Genomic DNA, 14,698 nt, shown 5'->3' on the forward strand with positions numbered 1-14,698 from the left:
CGTTGAAAAAACGTGCATTACTAAGTGTTTCTGACAAAAGCAATTTAGTTCCTTTTGCAGAAGGATTAGATAAATTAGGTTATGAATTAATCTCAACAGGTGGTACATTACGAGCATTACAAGATGCTGGATTACCTGCAAAAGGTGTTTCGGAAATCACCAATTTTGATGAAATCTTAGATGGTCGTGTTAAAACGTTACACCCATATATCCATGCGGGACTTCTTGCACGTCGAGACCAAGAGTCTCATGTCACGCAATTAGAAGAGCGTGACATTACACCGATTGATGTTGTCGTTGTCAATCTTTATCCGTTTAAAGAAACGATTGCAAAAGAAGATGTAACAGAAGAGGATGCAATTGAAAATATTGATATTGGCGGTCCAACGATGCTACGATCTGCATCGAAAAACTTCCGTGATGTCACGGTAGTAGTGGATCCATCTGATTATGATGCGGTGTTAGACAACTTAGGCAATAATGGTGGAACAGTTGAGTTTCGTAAACAACTAGCGGCAAAAGTGTTCCGTCATACCGCAAACTATGATGCAATGATTGCGAACTATTTTGTCGATATTACGGGTGAAGAGGATCCGGAAACATTTACTCAAACTTTCGAAAAAGTTCAATCCCTTCGCTATGGTGAAAACCCACATCAAAAGGCGGCATTTTACAAAGAGGGTAATGTAAAAGGCGCGTCTATCGCCAATGCAAAACAATTACATGGTAAAGAATTATCATATAACAATATTCAAGATGCGAATGCCGCTTTAGAGGTGGTACTTGAATTTCCTGAACAACCAGCAGCGGTAGCCGTAAAACATATGAATCCGTGTGGAGTTGGTATCGGTGACTCAATTTCTGGTGCCTTCAAAAAGGCTTATGCCGGTGATCCGGTATCTATATTTGGTGGTATTGTAGCATTAAATCGTGAAGTGGACGAAGCTACTGCCAACCAACTGAAAGAAATTTTCTTAGAAATTGTTATTGCACCAAGCTTTTCTGAGAAAGCTCTCGAGATCCTAACCGTGAAAAAGAACATTCGCTTACTGGAAACACCTATGCAAGTAAACGAGAATGATACGAAAAAAGTAGTCAGCGTGATTGGCGGACTACTTGTTCAAGACCGCGACAATGGCAAAGTGTTAGTAGAAGATATCGAAGTTGTGACAGATCGTAAACCAGATGCAAAAGAAATCGATGAGCTTCTCTTTGCATGGAAAGTGGTAAAACACGTGAAGTCTAATGCAATTGTTGTTGCCAAAGGAGACCAAACTCTTGGAGTTGGTGCTGGACAAATGAACCGTGTTGGTGCTGCAGGAATTGCCTTTGAGCAGGCAGGAGAAAAAGCAGAAGGTGCTGTCATGGCCTCAGACGCATTTTTCCCAATGCCAGACACCGTAGAAAATGCTGCAAAAGCAGGAATCAAAGCGATTATCCAACCAGGTGGATCCAAGCGTGACCAAGATTCCATTGATGAATGCAACAAACACGGTATCGCAATGGTATTCACAAAGATGCGTCACTTCAAGCATTAAGCAAAAAGGATTCTCAATAATTTGGGAATCCTTTTTCGCAGATTGAAGCACTCTTACGGACAAAAGCAAGCGAAATCGGCAAAAAGTGTCCACGAGAAGCATTCTCAAGGACAAAAGCAAGCGAAATCGGCAAAAAGTGTCCACGAGAAGCATTCTCAAGGACAAAAGCAAGCGAAATCGGCAAAAAGTGTCCACGAGAAGCATTCTCAAGGACAAAAGCAAGCGAAATCGGTAAAAAGTGTCCACGAGGAGCACTCTCACGGACAAAAGCAAGCGGAATCCGCAAAAAATGTCCACGAGAAGCATTCTCATGGACAAAATAATCCCAAATCCAAAAAAGTGTCTATGAGAATCTTCCCTTATTCATAGATAGAAAAAGGAGGCCTCCCATGAAAGTATTAGTAATCGGCGGTGGTGGTCGTGAGCATATCATCGTAAAAAAATTAAAGAGTAGTGAGCGTGTAACAGAAATTTTCGCTGCACCTGGAAATGGCGGTATTGCGCAAGATGCCACATGTGTGCCAATCAAAGATGAAGCAATTGAAGAATTAGTGGCATTTGCGCAAAAGGAACAAATCGATTGGACGATTGTCGGTCCTGAAGTTCCTTTAACAAAAGGTGTAGTAGATGCTTTCCAAGAGAAAAATTTAAAAGTATTCGGCCCTAAAAAAGGCGCTGCTCTTATTGAGGGAAGTAAAGACTTTGCTAAAGCATTTATGAAACAATATGATATTCCGACAGCGAAATATCAGACATTTACTGATGTAGAAAAAGCAAAGGCGTATATACAACAAGAGGGAGCACCAATTGTAATTAAGGCAGATGGACTAGCAGCCGGAAAAGGTGTTGTTGTTGCCATGACAGAGCATCAAGCGTTAGCTGCGGTTGAGGATATGCTGATTGACAATAAATTTGGCGAAGCTGGAAGCAGAGTTGTGATTGAAGAATATTTAGAAGGAAAAGAATTCTCTCTTTTTGCTTTCGTTGATGGTGAAAATGTCTATCCGATGGTACCTGCTCGTGATCATAAACGCGCCTATGACAATGATGAAGGTCCCAACACCGGTGGAATGGGTGCTTTTTCACCAGTACCAGATTTAGATCCAAAGCATATTGAGTTTACAGTGGAAAAAATCTTAAAGCCTGTTGCCAAAGGAATGAAGAAGGAAGGACGCACCTATACCGGTGTTCTTTATGGTGGTCTGATTGAGACGAAGGAAGGACCTAAAGTAATCGAATTTAATGCTCGATTTGGTGACCCGGAAACACAAGTTGTTTTGCCATTGTTGGAAAATGACTTGATCCAAGTGATTGAGGATGTCACCGCCGGAAAAGATCCACAACTAAAATGGAAGAAAGGCTACGCAATAGGGACAGTAGTGGCTTCCAAGGGTTATCCTGGTTCATATGCTAAAAATGTAAGCCTCCCAGATCTTAAGGCAGATGATCAAGTTTATGTAATCCATGCTGGAACAGCCCGTACAGAAGATGGCTCATTCTCCTCTACAGGCGGTCGTGTTCTATTAGTAGGTTCGATCCAGGACAGTCCGGAGCAAGCACAAAAAGAGATTTATCAATACTTGGAACGATTTGATCAAAACGATGATTTCTTCTATCGAAAAGATATAGGCTTCTCTAAACAATAAAATAACGAACAAAAGGGAAAGCTACTATTCATGCCAGATTAGTAGCTTTTTCTTGATATATAATGCTTACAAAAGTATAATTACTTACATAAAATAACCTAAAAAGGAGACAAATAATGAATTTTCATCGAAAACCGATTACATTTGTCAGCAATGTCACCGTAAAAGTGCAGGATTTAATTAGATCGATAGCTTTTTACCAAAAAGTTATCGGTTTTGATATATTAGAAAAAAACAACACAACAGCTGAGCTAACTGCAGATGGTAAGACAAGTATTCTTACCTTGGAACAACCTGATAATGCTGAGCCGAAACAGTCACGTACAACAGGTTTGTACCATTTTGCTATATTACTACCAACAAGAAGGGACCTCGCAAACTTTGTTTTTTATAGTATAGATATTGGCTTACCTTTAGCTTCGTCTGATCATTTAGTAAGTGAAGCATTATACTTCTCAGACCCAGATGGAAATGGGATTGAAGTTTATCGTGACAGAGATCCTGCTGGATGGACTTGGCAAGATAATCAAGTGGAAATGGCTGTTGACCCATTGGATTTTGAAGATCTTTTACAAGCAGGAGAAAAAGGGAGATGGCAAGGACTTCCTAAAGAGACTGTGATGGGTCATATTCATTTGCATGTTGCAGAAATGGAGAATACCAAACATTTTTATGAAAAAGGTTTAGGTTTCGAAACGGTATCCCAATTCGGTAATCAAGCATTATTTATCTCAACAGGGAAGTATCATCATCACATTGGATTGAACACATGGAATGGAGTAGGTGCCCCGCAACCTTCAGAAAATAGCGTCGGTTTGCAATCATATACGATCAGCTATCCAACAAAAGAAGCGGTCCATCATACGGTGCAAAAATTGAAGGCAATTGGTGCTTCAGTTAAGGAAGAAGAAAACCAAGCTATTACAAAAGATCCGTCTGGTAATAAGATTATTATTACTTCTTAAGGCAACTGATGTGATAAACGAAATGAAGGACAGAAGATAGGTGAATCAGAAAAAAGTATCCATCATAAGCGTCATGACGGACAGAAAAGTGATAAATCCCAAAAAAGTGTCCATCATAGATAATGTGCTATAGAAGGAGAAAAAGCTTGGTCTACACCAAGCTTTTTTTACTCTTCAAAATTTAGGTTGGTTGGTTCATCCAGCAGTACCACATTAATCTCTAAATGTGTTGTAGGCACATTGTTATCTACCTCTTCAAACTTTAATCCATCCAACCATACTTTACCTGCTCCTGTTAGTAAAATTCCGTAAGAGATAGTGGCACTGTTTTCTGGAATATCAAGTATGATAGCATAGTGATTCCAATTATTTGTGCCGGTAATGGGACGATCATGCATGTTGTCAAATTGTAATAAGTCCTCTGATGCACTATCCACCCTCATCCATAAACCTGAAAAAGTTGCTACATTTTCAGATTTGATAAAGCCTGAAAGCTTTATTCTTTTTCCTTTGTACTTGTCTGCATTAACTTGTTGCATTAGTGTTGCAAATTGGTCGTTTTCATCGACTGTGAGTGATTCTAAGTAAGCAGAAGCATTACCTTGATGAACCTGTTCGCGATCAATTCCGCTTTTGTAAAAGTGCGGATGACTTCCGCTGATAAACCATCCATTAATTTCTTCGTGCATGTGAAGTTCCTCCTTTTTCACAATCATTTGCTTCATGAATTTTCGATATTGTCCAGGGGGAAGGTGATATATTTTCTTAAATGCTCTAGTAAATGCTTCTTGAGATTCAAATTGATATGTTAATGCAATATCAAGGATTCTGTCTGATGTATGTAGTAATTTCATTGCTGCATGAACGATTCTTCGTAATCGAATGTACGAAGCAACTGATATCCCTACTTCATTCTGGAAAATACGATGAAAGTGATATCTAGAGAAATGGCTGACTCTGGTAACATCGTCAATATGAATCTCTTCTTGAAGGTGCTGTTCGATCCAGTCAATGGTTCTTTTTATGGCTTCATTGTATGACAATATAAATTCCCCCTCACACATTCATTATAAAAGCACATTTTTTTCTTTTTTTGATTTTTTTTGCTTCGAATATGTAAAAAAACTAATAATACCCTTAAATGTAAGAAAATGTTGTATAATTTGATTAAGGAGGATCACATTATGCAAAAAGTATTAATAGCACTTAGTTGTATGATCGTTCTAACGATTATCTTAACCATTTTTTATGAGCAAAGTCGTGAACCAGTCCCTTTACCTTACTATAATATTGAACAGAACCAACAACAAGAGGAAAGCAATACACCCGAAGAAAAGGAATCACTAGTTCCGATCAAGGGAAATGAGGAGGATACAATAGGTTATAGCCTTCAAAATGATGAATTACAAATGACTAATTATGACGGTAATACATGGACGACTGTTCCTGTTGAAAAGGATCTACTTTTCCAAGGAGAATATCAAGGCGGAGAAACAGAGTTAATCGAGAATAGTTTTATTCTAACAGAAGACAATGCTGCTTTTCTTTATTCAGAAGGTGGAATAAAAGTGATCTACTCACAGAATCAGGGGGAAACATGGGAAAAGAGCATTGTAGATAATGGGATTCCTGTCATCAGGTTCAGAAAAATAGAATTCATGGATGATCAATTCTGGTATGTTATTTTATCTAATAATCGAACGATGTCACAGGAGAGATCATTGATATATATATCTACTAATCAAGGTGAAAGCTGGAAATCTATCAATATGCCGGATACAACAAGACTGGTAGCGGATGGTGGGTTTGTTGATGAGGAGACAGGCTTTATGTCCTACGGTACGATAAACCCTGAGGCACCAGATTTATATGTGACAAATAACCAAGGGGAGACATGGGAACAGGCAGTATTTAATATGCCTTCTCAATATGATAGAGTCTTTGTCATAGCCAGAGCACCATATAAAGAAGAGGATCACCTTGCGTTAATAATGGATCAAGGACCTAATGGTGATTACTACCAAGATGGATTGATTAGAGCAAAATTTATTTCAACGGATAATGGACGTACATGGGAGTTTGCAGAGGAGGTTGTGCCAGAAAATGAAGAAATGGGTTAAGTGGATCGGGATCAGCTTATTGTTAATAGCTACCTCATTAACCGTATTGCAAATAGGTAGTCTAATTGTTCAATCAAACTATCAGGCGGAGTACATTGATAACCGCTTACTTTATATTTTTAATATGGTCATTGCCGTTAGTCTGGCGCTCAGTCTGTTGCTACTATTATCATTGAAGAAAATGGGAAATAGTATTCTTGTCGTGATAACGATAATGATTATTAGTGTAAATGGCTATCTGATGTATCAAAGCAATCAAATGATTGAAAATATCACAAGTATTTCACCAGATATGAAGCAAGTTTTCTCGTTGAAGAAAAATACGGATACGAATGAAGCGGTCTATTATCGGAGTTATTATCGGATATTAGCTCGTCCGAAAGAAGCGTTGCCCAGTTCGATTGTTACAGCAGGAGAGATAAAATGGTTAGCGGATGATATTGCTGTTTTTACGTATGAAGATAATCAGAAGCATATTCAGCAATTTGTAGGTACATATGGTGATCGAAATGACGGGTTATCCTATTCTTATGTTGGAGCTCAAATTCATGGACAATGGAAAGGGGAGAATACGGTAGTAACTGCTAGTTCAGAGGGGATCATGGTCGTCCATCATGATGACCAACATCTGTTTAAATGGGAACAGGTACATCAATATGGTACATTGGCTATCGTGTTAGCGGAAAATAATGAAGCTGTATGGACGATTGGATTAGGGGATGATTTTTACTTTGATCAAAACACAACAGATCCTCCTACCGGTGAAATTATTCTATACCCAGCAACACTTGTAGATAATAAAATAATCCGATTACAGTACCAGGGAGAGGCACCACTACGCTAGTTTTCTATGATAAAATGAACGAAACAGCTTTCTCTAAAAAAGGAGTTTAATAGCATGTCACAAGTACACAAAGCAGAAGCACCTAAAATAGTAAGATGTAAAATTATTACCGTCAGCGATACCAGAACAAAAGACACCGATAAAAGTGGGAAACTAATGCACCAATATTTAGAAGAACATCATCATCAAGTGAATGCGTATGATATTGTAAAAGATGAACAAATAGAAATTAAACGAGCGATCGAAAATGGTATTCAGCAGACTGACATTGATGCAATCTTAATCAATGGCGGTACAGGAATTGCCAAACGTGATGTGACCATTGAAGTGATTGAATATATGCTAGATAAAGAAATACCAGGATTCGGAGAAATTTTTCGTATGCTAAGTTACACCGAAGATATTGGTTCAGCAGCGATTCTTTCCCGAGCAACAGCAGGAGTAGTGCAGGATAAAGCTATTTTTGCTACGCCAGGTTCCTCAGGAGCTGTTAAATTAGCGATGGAAAAATTGATTATTCCAGAATTGGGACATGTTATGAGGGAGATTAATAAGGATATCTAACGATACTAATCATTCGTAAACCACCCGTTTGAGAGCATAGTGCTGCTTATACTTTTAAAATATTTGAAAGGTGGTAAGGATGTTGAGAAAAATGAAAATGGAAGACTTGGAGCAAAGAATTGAAGAAAACCGTACAAGCAAATGCTATCATCCGAGAATCTCGACCACCAGGAAGGCGAAAAAATCCCGAACACGCAGTCCCTCAGAACGAAAAGCACTGGAAAAATCGCAATAGCGAGATGGGAAAAGGCTGTTGCAGAAGGTAAAATAAAACGGATCTCAAAAAGGAAAATGTATTATGATTACCGTGAATAAAATAGAGCAGATTATTTATTCTGCTCTATTTTCGATAGTTAGTTGAGATGACTCAACAGAATCTCCCTCAATTGATAAATAATATTTGTTTCCTTTTTCAATCGAGATCGGTATTTTGGGTTCTATAGTTACTCGATTCTCGTTGTCCAAAACAATGGTAGCTTCTAAGGAAACCTCTCCTTCTAATGTAAAGTCATCCTCTATGAATGGAAAATGGAGTTTCTCACCAGTAGCTATAACAGTATTATCTGCATTGATTACTGTTGGATCTGAAATTTTTCGACCATCTTTATAAACGTTCATCGTGATACCATAATACTCAAATGTTGCATTATTGGTAATAATTATTGTTATTTCATTGTTATTTTCACCGTTTGAAGACTGCGTTAACATTCCTTTATTTTCTGAGGTATTCATATTACTAAGTATTAAAATAATAGCAATGCAAGCAACTGTAACTAAACTTAAGATTGGCTTCAAAAATAAACGAGTTGTAGATTTTTTCTTATTAGGTTCTTGCACTTCTTGAAAAATACTGTCGTATAAATCTGCACTTTCCTTTTTGGATAACTTAATTTTTTGATCAAGCCCTTGCCATTCGTTATCAAATTTGCTCATGAATGTATCCCTCCTTTTGCAGCTCTTTCTTTAACGATTTCATAGCCCTAAATAACTGTACTTTCACTTTGTTTTCAGACCAATGTAAAATGGCAGAGGTTTCTTTAATAGAGAATTCTTTAATTTTTCGTAAAATAATGATTTCGCGGTAAGAGATCTTTAGCTTTTGTAATGCATGATACAATTCTTTTTCCGACTCATTTAACATTGACATTTGTTCGGGCGTTTTATCTAGTGCCTGTAGAGTAGTAGGTCGATCTAATAAAAAGGCAATCGGTTTTTGTTTGCGAATATGGTCAATTGTTATATTCCTTGCTATTCGAACTAACCAGCCTTTTTCGTCACCACCATGGAACGAATCAAATCTGTGATAGGCTCGAACAAACGTATCTTGCATCAAGTCTTTCGCTTGTTCGTGATCACCAATCATAAAATAGATGTAATTATAAATATTTTGATGGTATTTTTGATACCAATGTTGCAAAGAATCCAATGCCCCCATTCCTTTCTGTTTTTCTACCTTAACAACGTATTCGTTCTCAAAAGGTTACACAAAATAAAAAAAATCACTCAACATCTTATTGAGTGATTACTCCTCTCTCTTATATACCCCACTTTTCCCACCAGTTTTTTCAACTAAATAAGTCTGGCCAATCACCATTCCTTTATCCACTGCTTTACACATATCATAAATCGTTAATGCCGTAACAGAAGCAGCGGTTAAAGCTTCCATCTCCACCCCGGTGCTTCCTTTAGTCTTGGCTTCTACTGTTATCACTAACTCATAAGTCTCTTCATCGTTCTCCCAATCAAAATGAATGTTGACCCCGCTTAATGGTAACGGATGACACATCGGAATAATTGTCGATGTTTGCTTGGCTGCCATAATTCCGGCTACTTGTGCAACAGAAAGGACATCCCCTTTACCAATGGTTTGATCTACGATTTTCGTGTAAATCTCCTTGTTTACCAAAATACTTGAGCGGGCAATCGCGGTTCTGCTCGTTATCTGTTTGTCTGTTATATCCACCATTTTTGCTCTACCTTGTTTATTTATATGAGAAAATTCAGTCATGCTATCACCAACCTTCATCTTTATTATACGATAACAACTTGTGATACACCTCACCATTATACTATAACAAAACATGTTATAATAGAAAGATCATGACAGGAAAGGTTACCAATGAACATGAAACGATTACTATACATACTATTAGCTCTAATTTTATTAACGGCATGTCAGCAGGAAAAAGAAGAACTAACGATTTCGGCAGCGGCATCCTTAACGGACGCATTACAAGAAATTGTACAACAGTTCGAAGACGAAAACCCTCATATCACCGTTTCACTTAATCTAGGCGGATCAGGTTCATTGAGTCAGCAAATTATACAAGGGGCACCAGCAGATATCTTCTTTTCTGCGTCTGTTCCACATTTTGAACGGGTTTTACAAGAAGGGTTAATCGAGGAAGAGAGTGCTCGCGCTTTATTAGCCAATCAACTAGTGTGGATTCAGCCACAAAATGTTCAACTAGCTACTACTGTGGAATCATTTGATCAAATGGCAATTGGTACTCCAGAAACCGTGCCAGCTGGTAACTATGCAAAACAAGCATTGGTAGCTCAGGGAATTTATAAGGAAATAGAAGAGCAACTCATTTTTACGAAAGATGTTAGACAAGTCGTGCAATATGTAGAAAGTAATAATGTAGATGCTGGGATTGTTTATCAAACGGATGCCATGATCTCTGATAAGGTGCAAATCAATGAAACTCTGCCATTGGGAGAGCATGAACCAATCATATACCCCGTAGGTATCATTAAGGATTCCCAAGCGGTTGAAGCTTTTTATAACTATTTACAGTCAGAAGCAGCACTCGAAATATTTCAACAATACGGATTTCAAGAAATAGATGGTGACACAGATGGAAGCATTTTTTCAACCGATTAAATTATCATTAATTGTTGCAAGTATAGCATTATTGATCGTCTTTATTTTAGGCGTTTCAGCAGCATGGCTGATGTCCAGGAAAGAATTTAGGGGCAAAGTGTTGATTGAAACGGTATTATTGTTGCCAATTGTTTTACCTCCAACTGTAATTGGTTTTATTTTAATTATGTTGTTTGGTCAAAATGGAATATTGGGTACATTAACGAATCTGCTGTTTCATCAATCACTTATGTTTACGATTTGGGCAGCTATTATTGCAGCGGTAGTAGTTGCTTTTCCACTTATGTATCAGTCTGTTAAGACAGGTTTATCATTTGTGGACCGTCATATTGAAGATGCGGCAAGAGTAGATGGCTCCAACGAATGGGGCGTTTTTCGGTATATCACGTTACCATTAATCAAGAGACCTATTCTTTCAGGTGTGATTCTAAGCTTTGCCAGGGCATTAGGCGAATTTGGAGCGACATTAATGTTTGCTGGAAATATTCCCGGACGAACACAGACAATACCTATGGCAATTTACGTGGCCTTTGAATCCAATAAAATGACATTAGCATGGGCATGGGTTTTGTCTATCATTGTCGTATCTTTTGTTATGCTATTTTTTATACGTAAATCTGCCTAAAAAATAGTCATAAATTTGTAAAAACCACACAATGCAAACGCTATCAATGCGTGTTAGAATAGAAGGAAATCACAAAAGAAGTTGAGGAGATTAGGATGAATGATCATTTATATAGATGGAGAAATAAAGAAATTCGTAAGCAAGTAGCTGTAATTGATGGCAAAGAGTCACCTACACTGATTTTGAAAAATGCGTATTATTTAAACGTTTTTTTAAGAAAATGGTTGGAGGCTCATATTTGGATTTACCATGACCGGATTGTATATGTTGGTTCGAAATTACCAACATCCTTAACAGGTATGGAAGTAGTGGATTGTACAGGTAAATATGTGGTGCCGGGATATATTGAACCACATGCACATCCATTTCAACTTTATAATCCTTATGAATTAGCTATGTATGCCGGGCAAACAGGAACAACAACATTGATGAATGACAACTTACCATGGCTTTATTTAACTAACAGAGAGAAAGCGTTTACATTGTTAGAGGATTTCATGAAGCTTCCTGTATCCATGTACTGGTGGGCAAGATTTGATTCACAATCTGAAATTAATGAGGAACAAGAGATTTTTAAGGATGAGGAAGTGCAAGCATGGTTGCAGCATGAAGCAGTCGTGCAAGGAGGGGAATTAACGGCATGGCCGCAAGTCATGCGTGATGATGACCGTATTCTTTATTGGATGCAGGAAGCAAAGCGACTTCGTAAGCCGGTGGAGGGACACTTCCCAGGTGCTTCTGAGCATACATTGGTAAAGCTAAAACTTCTCGGTGTCAGTTCAGATCATGAAGCATTATCTGGTGAAGAGGTATATAATCGTCTATCCATGGGGTATCGCGTAGGTTTGCGCAATTCTTCGGTACGCCCAGATTTGGCAAAGTTGTTAAAAGAGCTACAGGACCTCGGAATCCATTCTTATGATTTCCTAACGATGACAACAGATGGTTCTACACCTGCCTTTTATGAGAACGGCATCATTAATCAATGTATTCAGATCGCAATAGACAGTGGGGTTCCGGAGATTGAGGCATATATGATGGGGACATACAATGCAGCAGAGCAATTCCATTTAGAGGAACGACTAGGTGGCATTGCACCAGGTCGAGTAGCACACCTAAATATTTTATCAGAAGTAAACAATGCCACACCTGAATCTGTTATTGCGAAAGGAAAATGGTTGAAAAGAGACGGGCAATTGGTTGAGCAAAATATCGAAATCGATTGGGATAAATACGGATTAGGAGAGCTTAGCTTAGATTGGCAGTTAACAGAAAAAGACTTGCAATTCTCGATGCCGGTTGGACTGAAGATGGTTAATGATGTCATTATGAAACCATATCCAATTACGATTGATGCCAATACGGAAGAAATTACAAATTCAAAAGATGAATCATTCCTGATGTTAATCGATCGTGAAGGACAGTGGCGAGTAAACACAATTATAAAAGGATTTACGAAAACATTAGGTGGATTGGCCAGTTCCTATTCGTTAACCGGTGATATCGTGTTAATTGGGAAAAGTAAGTCAGATCTATTACTAGCGTTTTCCAGAATGAAGGAAATTGGTGGTGGAATTGTTCTTGTACATCAAGGAAAAGTTGTTTTTGAATTACCGTTACAAATTGCTGGCATGATGTACAATGGCAAGATGCCAAAACTGATAGAAGAAGATAAGCGATTAAAGGAAATTTTAATTGATCACGGCTATCAATACGAGGATCCGCCTTACAATTTACTTTTTTTATCGTCGATGCATTTACCTTTTGTCCGGATTACTCCGTTAGGAATCATCGATGTGAAGAAAAAAGACATACTCTTTCCAGCGATTATGCGTTAAGAAAAGAGGTTGGCGATTAGTCAACTTTCCTCTATAATAGAATTAGTTCTATCGGCATGCAGTGAATAAGCATGCCGATATTCCGTTTAAACTATTTTTAGAGATTAGAAAAGGTGGCCTTTTGGATGAAGAAATGGTGTGTACTTTTTATTATTGTATTATGTTCACTTGTAGCATGTTCTAATGATGAAGAAACGACAAACGAGCAAGATCAGGAAGAACCAGAAGAAATTGTGGAAGAGGAGCCGGTTGAGCCTGAAGAACCGGAGAAACCAGAGCATATATACCCTTTAACAGGGCTTGAAGCGGAGGAGGATGTGACCGATCGATTAATTGCTGTTATGGTCAATAACCATCCAAAAGCAAGACCGCAAACAGGCCTTTCTCAAGCAGATATAGTTTTTGAGATTTTAGCAGAAGGCAATGTAACTCGGTTTATGGCGCTCTATCACAGTCATATGCCTGATCGTGTTGGCCCTGTCAGAAGTGCAAGACCATATTATTTTAATCTAGCTAACGATTATAATGCGCTTTATGTCTATCACGGTGCTGCGGATCATATTGAGAATATGGTTCAATCTGGTGCAGTGCAAGGATTAAATGGCATGTACTATGATAATGATAAAGTGTTATTTGAAAGATCAACGGACCGGAATCCACCGCATAATTCGTATACCTTATTTGACGGTATCTACCAGCGAGCGGAGGAGAAGGGATTTTCAATTGACGCGGAGTATCAACCGATGACATTTTTAGAGGATGAGTCGGTAGAAGGTGAAGTTGCGACTGATATCAGCTTTTCTTATGGTAATAATAGTGTAAGATACCAATATGATGAGACAACAGAGAAGTATTTACGATATAGCGATGGTGTACAGACAGTAGAATATGCAGACAGTTCACCTATTCAATTGGATAATGTATTAATCATGGAAACAGCCCATCAAGTAATTGATGACGAGGGACGTCGGGAAATTGACTTTAATTCTGGAGGGAATGCTTTATTGCTACAGCAAGGTAAAGTACAAGACGTGCAATGGGAGCGAAATGATGGTAGAATAATCCCAACGAAAGATGGAGAGCCTGTTCCCTTTGTTCCAGGTCAAACGTGGATCAATGTGATTCCTACGAGTCCTGGTATTGATGGTGTAGAACTTTCAAACACGGCGGAGTAAAAAGGAGAGATGTATACCATGCAAATAGATAAATTGCGTGGCAAACAATTAGATCAATTATTTGATGCTATTTTATCGCTGGAAGACCGGGAAGAATGCTACCGCTTTTTTGATGATATTGCAACAATGAACGAAATTCAATCATTGGCACAACGCCTGCAAGTAGCGAAAATGCTTGACGAAGGCAGAACGTATACAGCTATTGCAGAAGAATCTAGCGCATCTACGACAACTATCTCTCGAGTGAAGAGATGCCTTGCTTACGGTACCGATGGATATCGTATGGTGTTAGACCGATTGAAGGAAAAAGAGTAAAATCAAGAGTGCCTTCTTAGTTGAAGGGACTCTTTTTAGGTAGTGTCCAGAAAAATGATGAAAGTATCCAGATAACAGTGGAAAATGTCCAGATAATGCTCATAAGTGTCCAGAAAGAGTGAGATAGTGTCCAGATAATCTTTGAAAGTGTCCAAAAAAAATAACAACAAAATGGAGGCAA

General features: G+C 38.3%; 15 protein-coding genes. 11 read left to right on the forward strand and 4 right to left on the reverse strand.

The window, feature by feature from the left end; translation table 11 throughout:
* Window positions 1-2 precede the first annotated feature (2 nt).
* From purH to D569_RS0110410, 3 genes are all read left to right on the forward strand, one after another.
* Window positions 3-1,538, forward strand: a complete 1,536-nt coding sequence (gene purH / locus D569_RS0110395) for a bifunctional phosphoribosylaminoimidazolecarboxamide formyltransferase/IMP cyclohydrolase (RefSeq protein ID WP_018932352.1) — start codon at window positions 3-5, stop codon at window positions 1,536-1,538.
* Window positions 1,539-1,927: 389 nt separating this feature from the next.
* Window positions 1,928-3,184, forward strand: a complete 1,257-nt coding sequence (gene purD, locus D569_RS0110405) for a phosphoribosylamine--glycine ligase (protein ID WP_018932354.1) — start codon at window positions 1,928-1,930, stop codon at window positions 3,182-3,184.
* A gap of 116 nt (window positions 3,185-3,300) precedes the next feature.
* A complete protein-coding gene (locus D569_RS0110410) occupies window positions 3,301-4,149 on the forward strand; it encodes a VOC family protein (protein WP_018932355.1) in 849 nt (282 codons plus the stop codon).
* A 167-nt stretch (window positions 4,150-4,316) separates the two neighbouring features.
* On the opposite strand, the gene D569_RS0110415 is transcribed toward D569_RS0110410, so the two are convergent.
* Window positions 4,317-5,192 (reverse strand): helix-turn-helix transcriptional regulator, encoded by an 876-nt coding sequence (locus tag D569_RS0110415; protein WP_018932356.1) that lies wholly within the window; start codon window positions 5,190-5,192, stop codon window positions 4,317-4,319.
* Between the two features lie 141 nt (window positions 5,193-5,333).
* Here D569_RS0110415 and D569_RS0110420 point away from each other — a divergent pair, with 141 nt between their 5' ends.
* From D569_RS0110420 to D569_RS0110430, 3 genes are read left to right on the forward strand one after another with little or no spacing between them, the layout of a single operon-like run.
* Entirely contained in the window at window positions 5,334-6,269 is a 936-nt protein-coding gene (locus tag D569_RS0110420) for a WD40/YVTN/BNR-like repeat-containing protein (protein ID WP_018932357.1), read from the forward strand.
* Window positions 6,253-7,113: a hypothetical protein gene (locus tag D569_RS0110425; protein ID WP_018932358.1), complete on the forward strand. Its 861-nt coding sequence runs from the start codon at window positions 6,253-6,255 to the stop codon at window positions 7,111-7,113. The genes D569_RS0110420 and D569_RS0110425 overlap by 17 nt, the downstream gene beginning before the upstream one ends.
* A 54-nt stretch (window positions 7,114-7,167) precedes the next feature.
* A complete protein-coding gene (locus tag D569_RS0110430; protein WP_018932359.1) occupies window positions 7,168-7,677 on the forward strand; it encodes a MogA/MoaB family molybdenum cofactor biosynthesis protein in 510 nt (169 codons plus the stop codon).
* Window positions 7,678-8,007: 330 nt separating this feature from the next.
* Here the strand turns inward: D569_RS0110430 and D569_RS0110440 are convergent, their stop codons facing one another.
* The 3 genes from D569_RS0110440 to moaC all read right to left on the reverse strand — a co-directional run bounded on the left by D569_RS0110440 (window position 8,008) and on the right by moaC (window position 9,685).
* Entirely contained in the window at window positions 8,008-8,610 is a 603-nt protein-coding gene (locus D569_RS0110440; protein ID WP_018932361.1) for a hypothetical protein, read from the reverse strand.
* On the reverse strand, window positions 8,597-9,094 hold the full coding sequence (locus tag D569_RS0110445; protein ID WP_018932362.1) for an RNA polymerase sigma factor: 498 nt from the start codon (window positions 9,092-9,094) through the stop codon (window positions 8,597-8,599). Before D569_RS0110445 ends, D569_RS0110440 begins: the two co-directional genes overlap by 14 nt.
* A 105-nt stretch (window positions 9,095-9,199) precedes the next feature.
* A complete protein-coding gene (gene moaC, locus D569_RS0110450) occupies window positions 9,200-9,685 on the reverse strand; it encodes a cyclic pyranopterin monophosphate synthase MoaC (protein WP_018932363.1) in 486 nt (161 codons plus the stop codon).
* Window positions 9,686-9,796: 111 nt separating this feature from the next.
* Between moaC and modA the strand changes: the two genes are divergently transcribed.
* The 5 genes from modA to D569_RS0110475 all read left to right on the forward strand — a co-directional run bounded on the left by modA (window position 9,797) and on the right by D569_RS0110475 (window position 14,517).
* The gene (modA, locus tag D569_RS0110455) at window positions 9,797-10,564 is read left to right on the forward strand and encodes a molybdate ABC transporter substrate-binding protein (RefSeq protein ID WP_018932364.1); all 768 of its coding nucleotides are present in this window, start codon (window positions 9,797-9,799) and stop codon (window positions 10,562-10,564) included.
* Complete coding sequence (modB, locus tag D569_RS0110460) at window positions 10,539-11,189, forward strand: molybdate ABC transporter permease subunit (protein WP_018932365.1); 651 nt, start codon at window positions 10,539-10,541, stop codon at window positions 11,187-11,189. The genes modA and modB overlap by 26 nt, the downstream gene beginning before the upstream one ends.
* A gap of 95 nt (window positions 11,190-11,284) precedes the next feature.
* Window positions 11,285-13,027, forward strand: coding sequence for an adenine deaminase C-terminal domain-containing protein (locus tag D569_RS0110465; RefSeq protein ID WP_018932366.1), 1,743 nt, complete (start codon window positions 11,285-11,287; stop codon window positions 13,025-13,027).
* Window positions 13,028-13,152: 125 nt separating this feature from the next.
* Window positions 13,153-14,202 carry a DUF3048 domain-containing protein gene (locus D569_RS0110470; RefSeq protein ID WP_018932367.1) on the forward strand — a complete coding sequence of 350 codons (1,050 nt, stop codon included), beginning with the start codon at window positions 13,153-13,155 and terminating at the stop codon, window positions 14,200-14,202.
* Between the two features lie 18 nt (window positions 14,203-14,220).
* On the forward strand, window positions 14,221-14,517 hold the full coding sequence (locus tag D569_RS0110475) for a YerC/YecD family TrpR-related protein (protein WP_018932368.1): 297 nt from the start codon (window positions 14,221-14,223) through the stop codon (window positions 14,515-14,517).
* Window positions 14,518-14,698: the final 181 nt, after the last annotated feature.

This window comes from Gracilibacillus lacisalsi DSM 19029 (genome assembly GCF_000377765.1).
Classification (GTDB): Bacteria; Bacillota; Bacilli; order Bacillales; family Amphibacillaceae; genus Gracilibacillus; species Gracilibacillus lacisalsi.